This window comes from Nitrobacter sp. NHB1 (genome assembly GCF_036964665.1).
Lineage (GTDB): Bacteria > Pseudomonadota > Alphaproteobacteria > Rhizobiales > Xanthobacteraceae > Nitrobacter.
The window spans coordinates 2,404,409-2,424,205 of record NZ_JBAMDA010000001.1; the positions used below are offsets into that span (position 1 = coordinate 2,404,409).

Annotated in this window: 19 protein-coding genes and 1 tRNA gene; 8 read left to right on the forward strand and 12 right to left on the reverse strand. The window is 62.6% G+C overall.

The genetic code is table 11. The annotated features are described in order from the left end of the window. Positions 1 to 220 precede the first annotated feature (220 nt). Complete coding sequence (ptsN, locus tag V4R08_RS11195; RefSeq protein ID WP_335579422.1) at positions 221 to 682, forward strand: PTS IIA-like nitrogen regulatory protein PtsN; 462 nt, start codon at positions 221 to 223, stop codon at positions 680 to 682. A gap of 270 nt (positions 683 to 952) precedes the next feature. Next, entirely contained in the window at positions 953 to 1,351 is a 399-nt protein-coding gene (locus V4R08_RS11200) for a DUF930 domain-containing protein (RefSeq protein WP_335579423.1), read from the forward strand. A 459-nt stretch (positions 1,352 to 1,810) separates the two neighbouring features. Here V4R08_RS11200 and ilvD read toward each other — a convergent pair whose 3' ends face one another. The 5 genes from ilvD to V4R08_RS11225 all read right to left on the reverse strand — a co-directional run bounded on the left by ilvD (position 1,811) and on the right by V4R08_RS11225 (position 5,560). Continuing rightward, positions 1,811 to 3,652: a dihydroxy-acid dehydratase gene (gene ilvD, locus V4R08_RS11205; RefSeq protein ID WP_335579424.1), complete on the reverse strand. Its 1,842-nt coding sequence runs from the start codon at positions 3,650 to 3,652 to the stop codon at positions 1,811 to 1,813. Positions 3,653 to 3,873: 221 nt separating this feature from the next. Then, a complete protein-coding gene (locus V4R08_RS11210; RefSeq protein ID WP_335579425.1) occupies positions 3,874 to 4,140 on the reverse strand; it encodes a BQ00720 family protein in 267 nt (88 codons plus the stop codon). A gap of 91 nt (positions 4,141 to 4,231) precedes the next feature. Beyond that, positions 4,232 to 4,657 carry an Hsp20 family protein gene (locus tag V4R08_RS11215; protein ID WP_335579426.1) on the reverse strand — a complete coding sequence of 142 codons (426 nt, stop codon included), beginning with the start codon at positions 4,655 to 4,657 and terminating at the stop codon, positions 4,232 to 4,234. Positions 4,658 to 4,880: 223 nt separating this feature from the next. Further along, positions 4,881 to 4,956: transfer RNA gene (locus tag V4R08_RS11220), tRNA-Ala, on the reverse strand. 181 nt (positions 4,957 to 5,137) lie between these two features. Next, complete coding sequence (locus V4R08_RS11225) at positions 5,138 to 5,560, reverse strand: TIGR02300 family protein (protein WP_335579427.1); 423 nt, start codon at positions 5,558 to 5,560, stop codon at positions 5,138 to 5,140. Between the two features lie 145 nt (positions 5,561 to 5,705). Between V4R08_RS11225 and aroA the strand changes: the two genes are divergently transcribed. The 3 genes from aroA (at position 5,706) to rpsA (ending at position 9,796) form a co-directional block, all read left to right on the forward strand. Continuing rightward, the gene (gene aroA, locus V4R08_RS11230; RefSeq protein WP_335579428.1) at positions 5,706 to 7,055 is read left to right on the forward strand and encodes a 3-phosphoshikimate 1-carboxyvinyltransferase; all 1,350 of its coding nucleotides are present in this window, start codon (positions 5,706 to 5,708) and stop codon (positions 7,053 to 7,055) included. Then, positions 7,052 to 7,681, forward strand: coding sequence for a (d)CMP kinase (cmk, locus tag V4R08_RS11235; RefSeq protein ID WP_335579429.1), 630 nt, complete (start codon positions 7,052 to 7,054; stop codon positions 7,679 to 7,681). The genes aroA and cmk overlap by 4 nt, the downstream gene beginning before the upstream one ends. 414 nt (positions 7,682 to 8,095) lie before the next feature. Next, entirely contained in the window at positions 8,096 to 9,796 is a 1,701-nt protein-coding gene (rpsA, locus tag V4R08_RS11240; RefSeq protein ID WP_335579430.1) for a 30S ribosomal protein S1, read from the forward strand. A gap of 192 nt (positions 9,797 to 9,988) precedes the next feature. Here the strand turns inward: rpsA and nth are convergent, their stop codons facing one another. Further along, a complete protein-coding gene (nth, locus tag V4R08_RS11245; protein WP_335579431.1) occupies positions 9,989 to 10,750 on the reverse strand; it encodes an endonuclease III in 762 nt (253 codons plus the stop codon). 22 nt (positions 10,751 to 10,772) lie between these two features. On the opposite strand from nth, the gene V4R08_RS11250 reads away from it, so the two are divergent. Both V4R08_RS11250 and V4R08_RS11255 read left to right on the forward strand, forming a co-directional pair. Beyond that, positions 10,773 to 11,297, forward strand: a complete 525-nt coding sequence (locus V4R08_RS11250; RefSeq protein WP_335579432.1) for a DUF2244 domain-containing protein — start codon at positions 10,773 to 10,775, stop codon at positions 11,295 to 11,297. 56 nt (positions 11,298 to 11,353) lie between these two features. Next, entirely contained in the window at positions 11,354 to 12,259 is a 906-nt protein-coding gene (locus V4R08_RS11255; protein ID WP_442935657.1) for a methylated-DNA--[protein]-cysteine S-methyltransferase, read from the forward strand. Positions 12,260 to 12,266: 7 nt separating this feature from the next. On the opposite strand, the gene V4R08_RS11260 is transcribed toward V4R08_RS11255, so the two are convergent. The 6 genes from V4R08_RS11260 to dnaK all read right to left on the reverse strand — a co-directional run bounded on the left by V4R08_RS11260 (position 12,267) and on the right by dnaK (position 18,382). Continuing rightward, positions 12,267 to 12,890, reverse strand: coding sequence for a 2,3-bisphosphoglycerate-dependent phosphoglycerate mutase (locus tag V4R08_RS11260; protein WP_335579434.1), 624 nt, complete (start codon positions 12,888 to 12,890; stop codon positions 12,267 to 12,269). A 308-nt stretch (positions 12,891 to 13,198) separates the two neighbouring features. Next, positions 13,199 to 14,014, reverse strand: coding sequence for a 4-hydroxy-tetrahydrodipicolinate reductase (dapB, locus tag V4R08_RS11265; protein ID WP_335579435.1), 816 nt, complete (start codon positions 14,012 to 14,014; stop codon positions 13,199 to 13,201). Between the two features lie 241 nt (positions 14,015 to 14,255). Continuing rightward, complete coding sequence (locus V4R08_RS11270; RefSeq protein ID WP_335579436.1) at positions 14,256 to 14,399, reverse strand: hypothetical protein; 144 nt, start codon at positions 14,397 to 14,399, stop codon at positions 14,256 to 14,258. A gap of 94 nt (positions 14,400 to 14,493) precedes the next feature. Beyond that, positions 14,494 to 15,096 carry a class I SAM-dependent methyltransferase gene (locus V4R08_RS11275; protein ID WP_335579437.1) on the reverse strand — a complete coding sequence of 201 codons (603 nt, stop codon included), beginning with the start codon at positions 15,094 to 15,096 and terminating at the stop codon, positions 14,494 to 14,496. Between the two features lie 95 nt (positions 15,097 to 15,191). Next, a complete protein-coding gene (gene dnaJ / locus V4R08_RS11280; RefSeq protein ID WP_335579438.1) occupies positions 15,192 to 16,328 on the reverse strand; it encodes a molecular chaperone DnaJ in 1,137 nt (378 codons plus the stop codon). Positions 16,329 to 16,483: 155 nt separating this feature from the next. Continuing rightward, the gene (dnaK, locus tag V4R08_RS11285; RefSeq protein WP_335579439.1) at positions 16,484 to 18,382 is read right to left on the reverse strand and encodes a molecular chaperone DnaK; all 1,899 of its coding nucleotides are present in this window, start codon (positions 18,380 to 18,382) and stop codon (positions 16,484 to 16,486) included. Between the two features lie 428 nt (positions 18,383 to 18,810). Between dnaK and V4R08_RS11290 the strand changes: the two genes are divergently transcribed. Then, on the forward strand, positions 18,811 to 19,749 hold the full coding sequence (locus V4R08_RS11290; RefSeq protein WP_335579440.1) for a hypothetical protein: 939 nt from the start codon (positions 18,811 to 18,813) through the stop codon (positions 19,747 to 19,749). The last annotated feature ends 48 nt before the right edge of the window (positions 19,750 to 19,797 follow it).

Sequence of the window (19,797 nt, forward strand, 5' to 3'; positions counted from 1 at the left end):
CCCTATGGTCCGCGACCTTTCCGGATCGGTTTTCCACCGGCCGGGACAAAAGTTCAGGAATTGGCATTGGGCTTGCGTTAGACTATAAGCCCGGGCATTCCCGGCCGGAGGGCCGCGGACCGCCAACCATGTGCGTTCGCCCGTATGAGGGCTTACGCTTGTTGCTGTATCTGACGTGTCTTCCGCAACCCTGACGGCAAACCTCACCTCGGAACGTGATATGATGATTACTGATCTGGTCGCACCCGAGGCGATCCTTCCTGCATTGAAGGTCAACAGCAAGAAGCAGGCGCTGCAGGAACTGGCTGCACGCGCCGCTGAATTGACCGGGCAGAACGATCGCGCGATTTTCGAAGTGCTGTTACGGCGCGAGAAGCTCGGAACCACGGCTGTCGGCTACGGCGTCGCGATCCCACACGGCAAGCTGCAGAAACTCGACAAGATATTCGGCCTGTTCGCACGACTCGACCGCCCGATCGATTTCGAGGCAATGGATGGCCAGCCCGTCGATCTGATTTTCCTGTTGCTGGCGCCCGAGGGCGCCGGTGCGGATCATCTGAAGGCGCTGGCGCGGATCGCGCGGCTGCTGCGCGATCAGGACATCGCCAACAAGCTGCGCGCCTCGCGCGATGCGCAGGCGATCTACTCGGTGCTGGCGCTGCCGCCGGCGACAGTGACCTGAGCTGTTGCGAATCGCGCGGATTAGGGCGATTCTCATTTCGACGGAACGGATCATCGGAGCATTGCGGGCGCTCCCCAAATGGGAGAGATGACGGGTTACTCGTTATGATTTCGCGCAAGCATGGACCGGCCCGGACCGCAATCGTTCGAGAGCCATTTCAGTTCTGATGGAATCAGAAGCGGGGCTCTATGATTTTGATCTGACGCGTTTTCTTCATGCGACCCGGTATCCGCTTCGCTTGAAAACGCTCTCAATCTGTTCGGAGCCATGATGCCGTCCGCGAAATCCATCCTGCTGATCTGCGCCTTCGCTCTCACCGTCATGGCGCCGGCCGGCGCGACGGACCCGCGATTCATCGCAAGCCTCGGCAAACTCGATCCGCAAACGCGGCTGGAACAGATCTGCGACCTCGCGGCCGTCAAACACATCGGCAAGAGCGGAAAGCTTCCGAAACCGGATCGCGCCAAATCCAACGTCATTTCCCCACCACGGCATCACGGCGACACCATCGTTGCCAGCGGCGGCGCATTCCGCAGCGGCGGGAAATGGTATGCGTTCTCGTTCAAATGCAAGGGGTCGCCCGACCATCTCGACGTGCTGTCGTTCACCTATCGCGTCGGCGCAGTGATCCCGAAATCGAAGTGGCCCAAATACGGGCTGTGGGATTGAGCGGTTCTCAATCTTCACGGAACAGAGACCATTGCCTCTTCACCTCTCCCACTGGAGAGAGGTCGGATTGCTCGGCAGCGCAATTGCTCGGCGGAGCAGCCGGGACGAGAACCATTTAAACGGAATCAAGATACCATCATTGCGAGGCGCCTGGTGCCGAAGCAATCCAGAAAGACCAGAAGGAAGAACTGGATTGCTTCGCTTCGCTCGCAATGACGTCTGAATGAATGCGTTCGGTCTAGACTAGAGCCTTTTCGCTTCTGATGGAATCAGAAGCGAGGCTCTATGATTTTGATTTGACGCGTTTTCTTCACGCGAACCGGTATCCACTTCGCTCGAAAACGCTATAGGGCGGGATGAGGAAAAGTGTGTAGCGGTTTTCCACCCGCATCCCGCTTCTCAAAATATTGGAATCGATCACGATGATTTTGGATCGATTCGATCCAAAATCATCGTGATCTAATCCTTCACCACCCGCACGGCGCCGAGCGCGGCGCTGGTGGCATGAGCGGCGTAGGCCTTCAGCGCCATCGTCACGCGGCGCTTGCGCGGCGCCGGCTTCCACGCCTTGTCGCCCTTCGCCTCCATCGCGGCGCGGCGGCGCTCGAGCTCGGCGTCGCTGACGTCGAGATGCACCGTGCGGTTGGGAATGTCGAACGCGATGCGGTCGCCTTCCTCGACGAGACCGATCGCGCCGCCCTCCGCCGCTTCCGGCGAGACGTGACCGATCGACAGGCCCGACGAGCCGCCAGAGAATCGGCCGTCGGTGATCAGCGCACACTGCTTGCCGAGGCCCTTCGATTTCAGATAGCTGGTCGGATACAGCATTTCCTGCATACCGGGACCGCCGCGCGGTCCCTCGTAGCGGATCAGCACCACGTCGCCCGGCTTGATCCTGTTGGTGAGGATGGCGTCCACCGCGGCGTCCTGGCTCTCAAAGATGCGCGCGGGGCCGGAGAACTTCAGAATGCTGTCGTCGACGCCGGCGGTCTTCACAATGCAGCCGTCGCGCGCGATGTTGCCGTAGAGCACGGCGAGGCCGCCGTCCTTCGAGAAGGCGTGCTCGGCGTCGCGGATGCAGCCAGAGCTGCGGTCGGCGTCGAGCTCCTCGAAGCGCCTGTCCTGACTGAACGCGACTTCGGTTCGCACGCCGCCCGGCGCGGCCATATAGAAACTGCGCACGCTGTCGCTTTTTGTCCGCTTGATGTCCCAGCGTTCCAGCGCGTCCTTCATGGAGGCGCTGTGAACCGTCGGCAGGCTGGCGTCGATCAGGCCCGCGCGATCGAGTTCGCCGAGGATGGCCATGATGCCGCCGGCGCGATGCACGTCTTCCAGATGCACATCCGCCACTGAGGGCGCGACCTTGCACAACACCGGCACATGGCGCGACAGCCGGTCGATATCCTTCATCGTGAACGGCACTTCGCCCTCATAAGCGGCGGCGAGCAGATGCAGCACGGTGTTGGTGGAGCCGCCCATCGAGATGTCGAGCGTCATCGCGTTCTCGAACGCCTTGAAGCTCGCGATCGAACGCGGCAGAGCGCTCTCATCATCCTGCTCGTAATAGCGCCGCGCCAGATCGACGATCAGGTGGCCGGCTTCGATGAACAGGCCCTTGCGGTCGGCGTGGGTGGCGAGCACCGAGCCATTGCCGGGCAATGCGAGGCCGAGCGCCTCGGTCAGGCAGTTCATCGAGTTGGCGGTGAACATGCCCGAGCACGAACCGCAGGTCGGACACGCGGAGCGCTCGATCGCCTCGACATCGGCATCGCTCACGCTGTCATCGGCGGCGGCGACCATGGCGTCGATCAGGTCGACCGACCTGATCTTGCCGTTGAGCGTGACCTTGCCCGATTCCATCGGGCCTCCGGAGACGAACACCGATGGAATGTTGAGGCGCAGCGACGCCATCAGCATGCCGGGCGTGATCTTGTCGCAATTGGAGATGCAGACCATGGCGTCGGCGCAATGCGCGTTGACCATGTATTCGACGCTGTCGGCGATGACCTCGCGCGAGGGCAGGCTGTAGAGCATGCCGTCGTGGCCCATGGCGATGCCGTCATCCACCGCGATAGTATGGAATTCCTTGGCGACGCCGCCGGCCTTTTCGATCTCGCGCGCCACGAGCTGGCCGAGATCCTTGAGGTGGACGTGGCCGGGCACGAACTGGGTGAAGGAGTTGACCACGGCGATGATCGGCTTGCCGAAGTCCTCGTTCTTCATGCCGGTGGCGCGCCACAGGCCGCGGGCGCCGGCCATGTTGCGGCCGTGGGTGGAGGTGCGGGAGCGATAGGCGGGCATGGGGTTTTCCCGAAGGTTCAATGGGTTGGCGCGACCATACAGGCCCGCCGCTCAAGGTCAAATGCAACCCGCCGACCGGCGGGGCGTAAACGAAAAAGCGGCAGCGCCCGACGCGCCGCCGCTTTTTCGCTAACTCTGTCGCGCGATGGCGCGCCTCTCGCGACCGATGTCTTGCGCGTATTCTGATCGCAAAACCGGTATCCACTTTTGCGGAATACGCGCTAATGCACGCTGACGGCCTGCAACTCGTTGCTCCAGGCGCTCGCGACCGCGGCCTCGCGCGAATCGGTGAGCATGATCGGCGTGCCGTCGGCGGCATGCAGCGCGAACAGCATCAGGCCGGGCGCGATTTTTGGGGCCTGCGGAAACAGGTCCGGCACGTCCTCGGAACGGACCTGCTTCACATAGGCGATATGGCCTTCGCCGAGCTGCGCCAGCGTCTCGATCGAGACGTCTTCGGGTCGGAACGTGGAAATCACTTCACTCATGGTCTCGACTCCTTCTGCTAGACTAAGCGGTCGAGTCCGCTACTCGTTGTACCCGGATGCGTGGCCTTGGTCGGAAAATCCCGGCCATGCATTATTCGTGTTCATTGATCGCGATTGTCTTAACGACCCTTTCAGGTTCCGGCCTGGCCAGATCGACGGACAATAGCCCGTTTTTCAGGTCCGCGCCCAGCACCAACATCCCCTCCGCCAGCACGAAGGTGCGCTGGAAGTGGCGCGCGGCAATGCCGCGATGGATGTATTGCCGGGTCTTGTCGTCCTGCTGCCGGCCGCGGATGACGAGCTGATTTTCCTCAATGGTTACATCGAGTTGGTCGCGGGTGAATCCAGCTACCGCCAGCGTGATCCGCAGGCGCTCGGGCTCACCGTTGTTCCGGTCGCACCGCTCGATGTTGTAGGGAGGATAGCCGTCGGCGCCTTTGACGACGCGGTCGAGCGCACGCTCGATCTCGTCGAATCCCAAAAGGAACGGACTGGACAACGAAGGAACACGAGACATTTCACAAAGTCCTCTCGAAGCGACTTTGAATTGGGGCCCTTGCGGCACCCCGCTTTGACCATCTGGTGGCCCAGCCGGTCAGGTCAAATATGGCGATGATTTTCGCGCGGTTCAAGCTGTCCGGCCGTCCAACGCTTTGAAATCGGCTCAGGAAACAAGCCGTTTGCGGCCAAATTCAATGTCTTGAAAGATCTTCAATGTCTTGAAAGATCGGGTGGGGGCGTGGTGGAGCCAGGCGGGATCGAACCGCCGACCTCTTGCATGCCATGCAAGCGCTCTCCCAGCTGAGCTATGGCCCCTAGATCACGATGATTTTGGATCGAACCGATCCAAAATCATGAACGTGATCGAGTTCAATATTTTAGAGCGGGATGCGGGCGGAAAACCGCTACACACTTTTCCTCATCCCGCTCTAGACCTATCCGCACCAGATCAGTGCGGCGCGGTCTCAAAGACCCTGACCACAGTTCAGGGCCGATCTCAAGTCTCCTCGTCGTCTCCGACGTCGCCGATGATGTTGGTCACGTCCTCATCGCCCTCTTCCTCGTCGGCGATAAAGGTGGAGTCATCGTCCTCGTCATCGTCGAGGGTGTCGTCGACCTCGATATCATCCTCGGACTCCGGGACGACGGCCTTCTTGACCTTGCCGGTATTCTCCTCGGCGTCGGCCTCCTCCAGCGAGACCAGCCCTTCGGCTTCGGCGGGCTCCGGCGGCGCATCGGACGCGGAAGCCGTGGCAGCGGCGGCGCGGGCGGCCTCGCCGCGGGGGACCCGGACCGGCGCCACGACGATCGGTACGACCTCGCCGGTGTAGGGCGAGATCACCGGGGTCTTGTTCAGATCGTAGAACTTCTTGCCGGTCGTCGGGCAAATGCGCTTGGTTCCGAGCTCGGATTTGGCCACGTGTGGAATCCTGGGATTTCTTGAAAAGCGGTGCTTCACTTGGCTAGTTGGGACGGCCCTGTCAATAGCGCTTTGCAGACGAAGCCGAAGGCGTGACGCGCCGACGCCCCTGTGATACCAGCCGCCGACAAAGGAACCCGCACTCTTGACTCATTCCGGCCAGCCGGCGCCGCTCGAGGCGCGAAAATGCCAGTCCCTGACCGGACGCGTCCGGGTGCCGGGCGACAAGTCGATCTCTCACCGGGCCCTGATTCTGGGCGCGCTGGCGGTCGGGGAAACCCGAATCGCGGGGCTTCTCGAGGGCGAGGACGTACTCAACACCGCCAAGGCGATGCGGGCGCTGGGGGCAAAGGTCGAGCGGCGGACCGGCGACAAAAGCGGGATCGTCTGGTCGGTGCGCGGCGTCGGCACAAGCGGGTTCGCGCCGCCCGACGCGCCGCTCGATTTCGGCAATTCCGGCACCGGATGCCGCCTGGTGATGGGCGCGGTGGCCGGTTGCCCGATAGTCGCGACCTTCGATGGCGACGGCTCGCTGCGCTCGCGGCCGATGCGGCGCATTCTCGATCCGCTGGAACTGATGGGCGCGCGGGTGGTCTCGCAAAGCGACGGCGGCCGGCTGCCGTTGTCGTTGCAGGGCGCGCGCGATCCGCTGCCGATCGTGTACCGCACCCCGGTCGCATCGGCGCAGATCAAGTCGGCGGTGCTGCTGGCGGGATTGTCGGCGCCGGGCATCACCACCGTCATCGAGAGCGAGGCCAGCCGCGACCACACCGAGCTGATGCTGAAGCATTTTGGCGCGGACATCGTTTCCGTGTCCGACGGCGCACACGGGCGCAAAATCTCGTTAACCGGACAGCCCGAACTGCACGGCGCCGCCGTCACGGTGCCGGCCGACCCGTCGTCGGCGGCGTTTCCGATCGTCGCCGCGCTGATCACCGCAGGCTCCGACATCGTGCTGACCGACGTCATGACCAACCCGTTGCGAACCGGCCTGTTGGCCACGCTGCGCGAGATGGGCGCCTCGATCGAGGAGAGCGAGACGCGCCTTGATGCCGGCGAACCGATGGCGCAACTGCGGGTGCGCGCCTCGAAGCTGCGCGGCGTCGAGGTGCCGGCCGCGCGCGCGCCGTCGATGATCGACGAATATCTCGTGCTCGCGGTCGCGGCTGCGTTTGCCGAAGGCACCACCGTGATGCGCGGTTTGCACGAATTGCGCGTCAAGGAATCCGATCGCCTCGAAGCCGCCGCCGCCATGCTGCGCGTCAACGGCGTCGCGGTCGAGATCGCCGGCGACGACCTGATCGTCGAGGGCCGCGGCCGCGTGCCCGGCGGCGGTCTGGTCGCCACTCACATGGATCATCGCATCGCGATGTCGGCGCTGGCGATGGGCTGCGCGTCGGATGCGCCGGTCAAGGTCGACGACACCGCCTTCATCGCCACGAGCTTTCCGGATTTCGTGCCGATGATGCGGCGGCTGGGAGCGGATTTCACATGATCATCGCCATCGACGGACCTGCAGCATCGGGGAAAGGCACGCTCGGCAAGCGGCTGGCGCATCACTATCACTTTCGCCATCTCGATACCGGGGTGATCTATCGCGCGGTTGCCAAGGCCCTGCTCGACGCCGGCGCGGACCCGGCCGACGAGGCGCTCGCGGTCGCGGCCGCGCTTGAGCTCGATCCGGAAAAATTCGGCCATCCGGCCCTGAAAACCCAGACAGTCGGCGAGGTCGCCTCGGTGGTGTCGGCGTTTCCCCGGGTGCGCGAGGCGCTGCTGACGTTCCAGCGCCAGTTCGCCGCCGAACCGCCGGGCGCGGTGCTCGACGGCCGCGACATCGGCACCGTGATCTGTCCCGATGCCGACGTGAAGATTTTCGTGGTGGCCGATCCGGTCGTGCGGGCCCGGCGGCGTACGCTGGAGGCGCGCTCGCGCGGCGAGGACGCCGACGAGGCGGTGGTTCTGGCGGATATCCTCAAGCGCGACGAACGCGACCGCAACCGGTCCATCGCGCCGCTGAAGGCGGCCGCCGACGCCCATGTGCTGGATAATTCCAACCTCGACATCGAGGCCGGCCTGAAAGCCGCCATCGCCATCGTCGAGGCGGTGAAGGCGGCCCGCTAGCGCTATTCCGGTTTTGACGGAATCACCGGGAAATCGGGACTTTTAAGACTGTCCGCGCCATCACGACGCTGCGGGACGCGGATTCCGGGCTTGCCGCAGTGGCGCTTGGCCGTTATATCCTGCGCGTCCGGGCCATCACCGATAGTGTCGAGACCGCCCGAGCGGGCCGGCCGGAGTTTCAAACTCCCGCCGTCATTGGAGGAACGTCCGCTCAGTCTCGATGTCGATCGTTCTGCGGTCGATCGCGCCTGAAAGACCCCGGACCACATCAACGTTTCGAGCGTGAAGGCTTGCTGCCGGCCCATTGTTGCATGTTCCCGCACGACGGTCGTCAGGATTGCGGACCCCTGACCCTTCCCGCGCGATACGCCCATCAACCCGAACAGCCGGCAAGTATCCCGCATTGGAGAACAAATGGCTTCGACTGATACCTACAACCCGTCCCGCGACGATTTCGCCGCGATGCTCGATGAGTCCTTCGCCGGCGGCAGCCTGCAGGAAAGCTCCGTCATCAAGGGCAAGGTGGTTGCGATCGAGAAGGACATGGCCGTCATCGACGTCGGCCTCAAGACCGAAGGCCGCGTGGCGCTGCGCGAATTCGCCGGACCCGGCCGCGAGAATTCCCTGAAGGTCGGCGACGAGGTCGAGGTGTTCCTCGATCGCATCGAGAACGCGCTCGGCGAGGCCGTGCTGTCGCGCGACAAGGCGCGCCGCGAGGAGAGCTGGGGCAAGCTCGAAAAGGCGTTCCAGAACAACGAGAAGGTCCACGGCGTCATCTTCAATCAGGTCAAGGGCGGCTTCACCGTCGATCTCGACGGAGCGGTGGCCTTCCTGCCGCGCTCGCAGGTGGACATCCGCCCGATCCGCGACGTCGGCCCGCTGATGAACAACACCCAGCCGTTCCAGATCCTCAAGATGGATCGCCGCCGCGGCAACATCGTCGTCTCCCGCCGCACGGTTCTGGAAGAGACCCGCGCCGAGCAGCGCCAGGAACTGGTGCAGAACCTCGAAGAGGGTCAGGTGATCGACGGCGTCGTCAAGAACATCACCGACTACGGCGCGTTCGTCGATCTCGGTGGCATCGACGGCCTGTTGCACGTCACCGACATCGCCTGGCGCCGCGTCAACCATCCGACCGAGGTGCTGGCCATCGGCCAGACGGTGAAGGTCAAGATCATCAAGATCAACCACGAGACCCACCGCATCTCGCTCGGCATGAAGCAGCTCCTCGACGATCCGTGGCAGGGGATCGAGGCGAAGTATCCGCTCAACGCCCGCTACACCGGCCGCGTCACCAACATCACCGACTACGGCGCGTTCGTCGAACTGGAGCCGGGCATCGAGGGCCTGATCCACGTTTCCGAGATGTCGTGGACCAAGAAGAACATGCACCCCGGCAAGATCGTCTCGACCTCGCAGGAAGTCGAGGTGCAGGTACTCGAGGTCGACAGCGTCAAGCGCCGGATTTCGCTCGGCCTCAAGCAGACCATGCGCAACCCGTGGGAAGCGTTCGTCGAGAAGCACCCGGTCGGTTCGACCGTGGAGGGCGAGGTCAAGAACAAAACCGAGTTCGGCCTGTTCCTCGGCCTTGAGGGCGACGTTGACGGCATGGTCCATCTCTCCGACCTCGACTGGAAACAGCCCGGCGAGCAGGTCATCGACAACTTCAAGCGCGGCGACATGGTCAAGGCCGTCGTGCTCGACGTCGACGTCGAGAAGGAGCGCATCTCGCTCGGCGTCAAGCAGCTCGAAGGCGACCCGTTCGCCGAGCCGGGCGACGTCAAGAAGGGCGCGGTCGTGACCTGCGAGGTGTTGGAAATCAAGGACGGCGGCATCGAGGTGCAGATCGCCGGCACCGAGTTCCAGACCTTCATCAAGCGCTCGGAACTGGCGCGCGACCGCAACGACCAGCGCAGCGAGCGTTTCGCCGTCGGCGAGAAGGTCGATGCCCGCGTCATCCAGTTCGACAGGAAGGCCCGCAAGGTGCAGGTCTCGATCAAGGCGCTTGAAGTCGCCGAAGAGAAGGAAGCCATTGCGCAATACGGCTCCTCCGATTCGGGCGCGACGCTGGGCGACATCCTCGGCACCGCGCTGAAGCAGCGCACCGACAAGTAAGCGTCAGCTTCTTTATTGCAGCCGACCAAAGGCTCCGGTTTCGACCGGAGCCTTTTTGTTTTGCAGTAAGTGGTGCGGCGCTGGAACCCATGCGCGGTACTCGCGTTTCCTATGGTACGAAAGTCTTCCGCAGCGAGCGGGCCGGGGTTATCGCTCCCGGCTTCGCGGAAACGATGGATGAACGATCGGGCTTTAGATCGTTTTTTCCGGCCAGCGGCACAGGTCGTTGATCAGGCACACCGCGCAGCGCGGCGATCGCGCCAGGCAGGTGTAGCGTCCGTGCAGGATTAGCCAGTGATGCGCATGCAGCATGAACTCGTCCGGGATCACGCGCTCAAGTCCGAGTTCAACCTCGAGCGGCGTCTTGCCCGGCGCCATGCCGGTGCGATTGCCGACACGAAAGACATGGGTGTCAACCGCCATGGTGTGCTCCCCGAACGCCATATTGAGCACGACGTTTGCGGTCTTGCGGCCCGCGCCGGGCAGCGATTCGATTCCGGCACGGCTGCGCGGGACTTCGCCATTGAAATCCGCAAGCAGTTTTTCCGACAGCGCGATGATGTTCCTCGCCTTGTTGCGGTAGAGCCCGATGGTCTTGATGGTATCGCGGACCTTCTCCTCGCCGAGCGCCAGCATCCTGGCGGGCGTATCGGCGACCGCGAACAGGGCGCGGGTCGCCTTGTTGACACCGGCATCGGTCGCCTGCGCGGACAGCACCACCGCGACCAGCAGCGTATAGGGGTTGAGATGCTCGAGTTCGCCTTTCGGCTCGGGATTGGCGTTGCGGAACCGCGCGAAGGCTTCCCGGATTTCGGCCCCCGTCCAGGGCCTGAGAGGCGGCGGGGGCGGTGGGAGAGCCGCCGACCCGCGTGCCGGCCTGGCGGGCCGCTTGGCGGCGGTCCCGACGCGAGCGGACTTCAGCGTTGCAAAGGTGCGGCGGGTGTTTTTCGACATAATCGTGGTATAGTGACTTCCAATGACATTAGACAATAACCCGACCAGTCCGGAACTTATGGAGCAGACGCTTTTTTCCGCGCTTCTGACGCCGCACCGCTCGTTGACTCGAGCCGGTTTCATGGTGCTGATGACGATCGTGACCGTGGCGAGCTTTGTCGCAGGGATGGTGTTCCTGATGATGGGCGCCTGGCCGGTGTTTCTGTTTTTCGGCCTCGACGCTTTCATGATCTATTGGGCGTTCCGGATCAATTTCCTGCGGGCGAGAGCCACCGAGGAAATTTTTATCACCCATTTCGAGTTGCGGGTGCGCCGCACCAGTCACCGCGGTCATATCGTCGAGTGGGTTTCGAACCCGCTCTGGGTGCAACTCGACCAGAAAATCCACGAGGAGTATGGCATTGAGCGGCTCTATCTGGTTTCGCGCGGCCGCCGGATCTCGATCGCGAGTTTTCTTGGTCCGGACGAGAAATTAAGTTTTGTCGAAGCTTTATCGGCAGCGCTCCAACTCGCGAAACGTGGCCCGACCTACAATCCGCTCACTTGAAGCCGTCCCGGAAATCGGGTGGCTGCGACACAGCAGCCGTCCTACAGTCGGTTATGATGACGTTTGCAAAAAGTCTTGCTCTGAATGATGCGCGCCTCACACAGCCGGGCGCGCAGAGTGCGGCGTTGCGCGACTACGATACGGTGCGGCGCGCGATCGCTTTCATCTCGGAAAATTGGCGCACGCAGCCGACCATCGCAGCGATGGCCGACGCCGCCGCGGTGACGCCGGATGAACTGCATCATCTTTTCCGCCGCTGGGCGGGCCTGACGCCGAAAGCCTTCATGCAGGCGCTGACGCTCGACCACGCCAGGGGGCTATTGCGCAAGTCCGCCAGCGTGCTCGACGCCGCCCTCGACTCCGGCCTCTCGGGTCCGGGCCGCCTGCACGACCTGTTTGTCACGCATGAGGCGATGTCCCCCGGCGAATGGAAGAACGGCGGCGCCGGCACAAGACTGGCTTTCGGCTTCCACCCCTCGCCGTTCGGCACCGCGATTGTGATCGCCAGCAGCCGCGGCCTCGCGGGACTCGCTTTCGCCGACGCCGGCGAGGAGCAGACCGCGCTGGCCGATATGAAACGGCGCTGGCCCAACGCAACTTATGTCGAGGATCATGCCGGAACGGCGGCGCTTGCGCAGCGCGTGTTCGATACAAAACTCTGGCGGCCGGATCAGCCGTTGCGTGTGGTTCTGATCGGGACGGATTTCGAGGTGCGGGTCTGGGAGACCCTGCTCAGAATTCCCATGGGCAACGCCGCGACCTATTCAGGCATCGCCGCCAACATAGACCGCCCGAAAGCCTCGCGCGCCGTCGGCTCCGCGGTCGGCAAGAACCCCGTGTCGTTCGTCGTTCCCTGCCATCGCGTGATCGGCAAGAGCGGCGCACTGACCGGGTATCACTGGGGAATCACCCGCAAGCAGGCGATACTGGGTTGGGAAGCCGGGCAGGTCGGCCTCGACTGAAAGCTTTTCAGGCCGCCAGATCAAGCTTCGAGGCCACGGTCGCATCGGGGTTCAGCCGATAGATCACGGGCGCACCGGTCGCAAGTTCGCGCTTGAGAATCTGCTCGGGCGACAGTTTTTCCAGCACCATGACAAGCGCGCGCAGCGAATTGCCGTGCGCCGCGACGAGCGTGCACTCGCCGCGCAGCACGCACGGCAAGATTTCCTGCACGAAGTACGGCAGCGTGCGCGCCAGCGTATCCTTCAAACTCTCGCCGCCGGGTGGTGGCACGTCATACGAGCGGCGCCAGATCAGCACCTGTTCTTCGCCCCATTTCTTGCGGGCCTCATCCTTGTTGAGACCAGAAAGATCGCCGTAATCCCGTTCGTTCAACGCCTGATCTTTCCTGACCGGAATTCCGGTCTGGCCCAATTCCGCCAGCACGAGATCGAGCGTGTGCTCGGCACGGATCAACACCGAGGTAAAGGCTATGTCGAACGCAAAGCCCTGCGCCTTCAGCTTGCGTCCTGCATCTTTCGCCTCGGTCACACCAAGCTCGGTCAGATCCGGATCCTTCCAGCCCGTGAACAGGTTCTTCAGATTCCATTCGCTCTGGCCGTGACGCACGAGCACCAGAAGACGTTCGCTCATTCTGCCTGTTCCCGCTTTTTCAATTCCGAAAGCCGCAAATGCTAGTGGTCCGCTTCTAGAGCCTTTTCGCTTCTGATGGAATCAGAAGCGGGGCTCTATGATTTTGATTTGACGCGTTTTCTTGACGCGAACCGGTATCCACTTCGCTCGAAAACGCTATAACATTCGCATCCCGTTTCAGCGGGCCTCTTGCGAATGTCGGCGTCGAAGGACCACTAGCAAATATAAGTTGCTGGTGGAGTTTTGAATTTGATATTCGCGTCCAGAAGCTCGCGGCCAAGTGGGTCGCGAATGTCAAATTCACTCCATTAGATGTCGCCCAGCCCGAGCACGTCGGCCATCGAATAGAGGCCGGGTGTCTTGCCGTGCGCCCACTTCGCGGCCTTCAACGCACCGTGCGCGAAAATCATCCGGTCTTCGGCATGATGAGACAACGTTATGCGCTCAGACGGACCCGCGAAGATGACGCTATGATCTCCGGACACGGTGCCGCCGCGGAGCGAGGCAAAACCGATATCGCCCGATTTGCGGGCGCCGGTGAACCCGTCGCGTCCACGGACCGCGTGTTGATCCAGCACGATCTTGCGGCCGTCGGCCGCCGCCTGCCCCAACATCAGCGCCGTGCCGGAGGGCGCGTCGATCTTGGCCCTATGATGCATTTCAAGAATTTCGATATCGAAACTCTCATCCAGTGATTGCGCCATCCGCTTCACCAGCGCGGCGAGCAGATTGACGCCCAGACTCATATTGCCCGACTGCACGACAACCGTGCGCGAGGTCACGCTCTTGATCACCGCCATATCCGAAGCCGACAGGCCGGTGGTGCCGATGACATGAACCAGTCTGCGCTCGGCGGCGATGGCAACATTCGCGATGGTCGCGGCCGGAACCGTAAAATCCAGGATACCGTCGGCATTCGCCGACAGCGACCAGAGATCTGCCGATACTTCGATTCCGTTGGCGGGAAGGCCGGCCAGAACACCGGCATCTTTTCCGATCAACTCGGAGCCCGGCGACTCGAGCGCGCCCGCCAGCACCGCACCACCGGTTTCCGCTATCGCGCGCACCAATGCGCGGCCCATCCGGCCGCCTGCTCCTGCAACAATCAAACGCATGCCGGCCACGACCGAGTCCTCAAAATACTCTCCGGGTATAGCGGGGGCTGCGTTTCCCGGCAACCGATCAGGCTCCGCATCGGCCCGCGCGCCGGGTTGAGGGACGTCGTAAGGCTCGACGATCCCAATCCCGTCTTTGGAATGCGGCGTGCGAGCCATGATCGCCGTCTGGTATTCCGGCGAGCGAAAGCGGCGTCGGCAATGCCGGTCGCATCAAGCGCGGTGATCAGACGATCGCCGTCCCTTCAGTTCATCTCACCGCGTGGTCCCGGCCGATATCAACTGGCGCACCGTCGCCTTTCAGCGCATCGGCGTCGGCCGGATGCTTCAGCCGTTCCATGTCGTCATAGGCGTCGCCGGCGAACGACAGCGCAAGCTGATTGGGATCTCGCATTGTGCGATCCGGTGCGAAGCGAACCCGGAATGACGAGGATTTTCGGCGCGAACATCGGTCGCATTGCCGGGAAACCGGCCGCTGCACCGACCCATCAGCCCCTGCGATATACCCAGACGCGTGCAGGGGGCAGGTTCATCCAGATCCGCTCGGACGCTTCCGTCGAAATACCGGGCAGCGATTTGGGGATTGGGGGTACGACCGAATAGGTGAACTGCACGAACGGCGCGCCGGGGGCGAGCGCCGCGAAGGCATCCCGAATCAGCTTGAGCCGGGTCAACATCGGCTTGGTGACAAGCGGCAGGCCGGAAACGACCGCCGAGGCGCGCTTACTCAGCACGTTCCATAGCGAATCCCGCAACGTGTAGGCATCGCCCTGAACCACCGTCGCCTGCGGGTAGCGGTCGCGAAGCAGGGCGCAAAACCCCGGATCGTATTCGACCAGCACGAGGCGCTTCTGATCGACGCCGTGCTCGATCAGCGCATTGGTGATCGCGCCGGTTCCCGGCCCCAGTTCGACAACCGGATCGGTCGATCCGACATCGACGTACTGCGCCATGGTGCGGGCCAGGATGCGGCCGGACGGCATGACAGCACCCATATGAAGCGGTTTTTCGATCCACGAGCGGAGAAAGCGGACCTCGTCGTCGAGACGGAGTGGTTTCTTCAACGCACGCGCAGACAATTGCAGAGGCATTTTGCACCCAGGTGGGGGTCAACTACTGGCAGGAGATCAAACTTGAGTTATACACAGGTACAGCCGGCAATCGAAACGGTCAAGCTAAACGACCATTACGGACCCGCGCGGGTGCCAAAGAAGTCCTTGACCTTAGTGAAGAAACCCGCCGCCTCGGGTTGAGTTGCACCCGACGATAATTTCTCGAACTCGGCCAGAAGTTCCTGCTGTTTCTTGGTCAGATTTTGCGGCGTTTCAACCATCACTTGCACATACATATCACCGGTCTGGCGCGAGCGTAGCACCGGCATCCCTTTTGATGCGATGCGGAATCGGCGGCCCGACTGAGTCCCGGAGGGCACCCTCACCCTGGTCTTGCTCTTGTCGATGGTCGGCACCTCGAATTCTCCGCCAAGCGCGGCGGTGACCATCGAGATCGGGACACGGCAATGCAGATCGGCACCGTCTCGCTGGAAGAATTCATGCGAGGCGAGGGAGAGGAAAATGTAGAGGTCGCCCGACGGCCCGCCACGAATTCCGGCCTCGCCCTCGCCGGCCAGGCGGATGCGGGTGCCATCCTCGACACCGGCGGGAACATTGACTGAAAGCGAACGCTCCCGGTTGACACGGCCCGAGCCGCCGCAGGACGGACAGGGATCCTCGATCATCTGGCCGCGTCCCTGACAGCCGGGACAGGTGCGCTCCAGCGTGAAGAAGCCCTGGGCCTGGCGAATCCGGCCGCCGCCGCCGCACATCGCGCAGTTCTTCGGCTTGGTCCCGGCCTTGGCGCCCGTACCCGAGCAGGACTCGCAAGTGACCGAGACCGGAATTTCGACCTGGGCGGTCTTGCCCTGGAAAGCCTCCTCCAGCGAGATTTCCATATTGTAGCGAAGGTCCGCGCCTCGCTCCCGGCCGCCACCGCGGCCGCGCTGCCCGGCCATTCCGAACAGGTCTTCGAAAATGTCGGAGAACGACGAAGCGAAGCCCGCCCCGAAGCCGGGGCCGCCGCCGCCCATACCGCCATGCTCGAATGCGGCATGACCGAAGCGATCGTAGGCGGCGCGCTTGTCGCCGTCCTTCAGCACTTCGTAGGCTTCGTTGATTTCCTTGAAACGCATTTCGCTGGTCGCATCGCCCGGATTTCTATCCGGATGCCATTTCATAGCCAGCTTGCGAAAGGCCGCCTTGAGTTTGGAATCATCCGCGCTTCGGTCGACCTCAAGGGTTTCATAGTAACAGCGCTTGGTCGACATCAGTCCATTCCGCCCGAACGTCGCTTCATCCCGGAAGACGCATGAAAGATGCGTTCGTCGAAGGGTGCAGCGTCCCGCTTAAGGAACCATGACCCCCGCCCTTCGAGACGCGCTGCGTGCTCCGAGGAAACAGAGATCATGGTCATTCTCGCCGCTTAAGCAGATTTCTTGTTCTTGTCGTCGTCGACCTCCGTAAACTCCGCATCGACGACATCGTCCTTCGCTGCGTCCTTGGCCGCATCAGCCTCCGCCTGCTGTTTGTACATGGCCTCGCCGAGTTTCATGGACACCTGCGCCAGCGTGTTGGTCTTGGTTTTGATCGCCTCGGCGTCGTCGCCCTTCAACGCCTCCTTCAGATCGCTGACGGCATCCTCAATGGCGCGGCGCTCGCTGTCCTCGATCTTCGAGCCGTGCTCGGCGAGCGCCTTCTCGGTTGAGTGCACCAGACCATCGGCCTGGTTCTTGGCGTCGACGGCTTCGCGGCGCTTCTTGTCGTCGGCCGCATTCGCCTCGGCATCCTTGACCATCTTGTCGATGTCGGTCTCCGACAGACCTCCCGAGGCCTGGATGCGAATCTGCTGTTCCTTGCCTGTCGCCTTGTCCTTCGCCGACACGTTGACGATGCCGTTGGCGTCGATATCGAACGTCACCTCGATCTGCGGCATGCCGCGCGGGGCCGGCGGAATGCCCATCAGATCGAACTGCCCGAGGATCTTGTTGTCGGCCGCCATTTCGCGCTCGCCCTGGAAGACGCGGATGGTGACGGCGTTCTGGTTGTCCTCGGCGGTCGAGAATACCTGGCTCTTCTTGGTCGGAATGGTAGTGTTGCGATCGATGATGCGGGTAAACACGCCGCCCAGCGTCTCGATGCCGAGCGAGAGCGGGGTGACGTCGAGCAGCAGCACGTCCTTGACGTCGCCCTGCAGCACGCCAGCCTGGATCGCCGCGCCGATCGCGACAACCTCGTCCGGGTTGACACCCTTGTGCGGCTCCTTGCCGAACAACTGCTTGACGACTTCCTGGACCTTCGGCATGCGCGTCATGCCGCCGACCAGCACCACTTCGCCGATCTCGCCCGCCGTCAGGCCGGCATCCTTCAGCGCCTTGCGGCACGGCTCGATGGTCTTCTGGATGAGGTCGTCGACCAGCGCCTCGAACTTGGCGCGGGTGAGCTTCATCGTCAGATGCTTCGGGCCGGACTGATCGGCTGTGATGAACGGCAGGTTGATTTCGGTCTGGGTGGTCGACGACAGCTCGATCTTGGCCTTCTCTGCGGCTTCCTTCAGCCGCTGCAAGGCCAGCTTGTCGTTGCGCAGGTTGATGCCCTGCTCCTTCTGGAATTCGTCGGCCAGATAGCTGACCAGACGCATGTCGAAGTCTTCGCCGCCAAGGAACGTATCGCCGTTGGTCGACTTCACCTCGAACACGCCGTCGCCGATCTCGAGGATCGACACATCGAACGTGCCGCCGCCGAGATCATACACGGCAATGGTGCCGGTCTTCGCCTTGTCGAGGCCGTAGGCGAGCGCGGCCGCGGTCGGCTCGTTGATGATGCGCAGCACTTCGAGGCCGGCGATCTTGCCGGCATCCTTGGTGGCCTGACGTTGTGCATCGTTGAAATAGGCGGGAACCGTGATGACGGCCTGATCGACCTTCTGACCGAGATGGGCCTCGGCGGTCTCCTTCATCTTCTGAAGGGTAAAGGCCGAAATCTGCGACGGCGAATAGGTCTTGCCGTCGACCTCGACCCAGGCGTCGCCGTTGCCGGCTTTCGCGATCTTGTAAGGGACGAGGTGCTTGTCCTTTTCGACCGTGGGATCGTCGTAACGGCGGCCAATCAGGCGCTTGACGGCAAAAATGGTCCGCTCGGGATTGGTCACGGCCTGGCGCTTGGCCGGCTGCCCGACCAGGCGCTCGCCGTCATCGCTAAAGGCGACAATGGACGGCGTGGTCCGCATCCCTTCCGCGTTTTCGATGACTTTCGGCGTTTTGCCGTCCATTACGGCCACGCACGAATTTGTGGTGCCGAGGTCGATCCCGATGACCTTTCCCATGGTCCTTATATCCTTCTTGTTGCGGCAGTCCGGCCGGGCCCTGGCGGCACCCTCATCCAGACCCCCCAGATATCAATTACTCGCGATCTAGCGATGGTGAGCCTCATATAGGAGGGGGGGTGGGGGCCGCAAGGACCGGACCTCTCTCCGCCACATGAAAACGCGATTCTTTTGCGTCCGCGGGCAGGCTCGACCAGGATTGAGCGGCTGCATCCGATCGATCCGGCGAACTGGCGCGGTCGACCAAAGACAATCTGTGCATCGCCACGCCCTGTCTCGTCTTCGTCGTACGATATTATGCCGACCATCGAAGACGTTATAGAGGCAGCAGTCAGGTTTTCGTGAAACACATCGTTCGCATCACCACCGCCGCGACCGCGCGCCCGGCCGATCATTGAACGGCCTTAATGCAAATCCAATAGGCTCCCATGAGACATCTCACGCAACTGATGGTCGTTCTGTGTGTGCTGAGCGGCGTAGCTCCCGCCTTCGCCGACGACCCGGTCTATGCGCCGGGGACACGGATCGGGCTGGTTCCCCTGATAGGCCTTTCTCCGTCAAAGACATTTCCTGGCTTCGAAACCGCCGATCATCGGGTCAAGGTCATCGTCGCAGAACTCCCCGCCGCCGCCTTCAGAGACGTGGAGGCCGTCGCCAAATCCGACACGGTCAACGCCCAGGGCCCAAAACCCCAAGGTATCGAAACCGCGAGCGGACAGGGCTATTTCATTATCGAGACCGCCAAGAACGGCAACGATACCGTCCGGCGCTATTCGATGGTGGTTTCGGGCGGCACGTTTTCCGGATACATCGCCGCGCAGGTGCCCGAGAACGTCGAGAAGATCTATTCCGACCAGGCCATGCAAAAGATGTTCGCAACGGTGGCCCTGCGCAAGGAAGTACCGGTCGAGGAGCAACTCGGCCTGCTACCCTTCAAGTTGACCGAATTGAGCTCCTTCAAAATGGTTCGTACGCTGGCGCCGGGAGCCGCCATCCTCCTCTCCGACGCCGAAACGGAAAACGACATCGACGCCAAGGCCTTCCTGATCATCAACCTGGTCGGGTCGGCCCCTGAACGGCCGGACGATCGCGGCCGGTTTGCGCGCGACATCGCAGCCACGATCCCAAACTTGCGCGATGGGCGTATCACCATGTCGGAGCCGATCCGGATCAACGGATCGCCCGGTTTCGAAACACGGATCGATGCCACCAACACGCGAACGAATACGCCGGTGACCGTCGTCCAATGGCTGGTGTTTGGCAGCGGCAATACGGCAATGCGGCTGATCGGCAGTACGCCGCGGGACGGGTGGTCCGCCGCGTTTCCGCGCTTTCGCGCGGTTCGTGACGGTATCCGGCCGCGCTAGCGCGTTTTCGAGCGACATCGCCCGATCGAGCATAAGCCCTCGAAACGG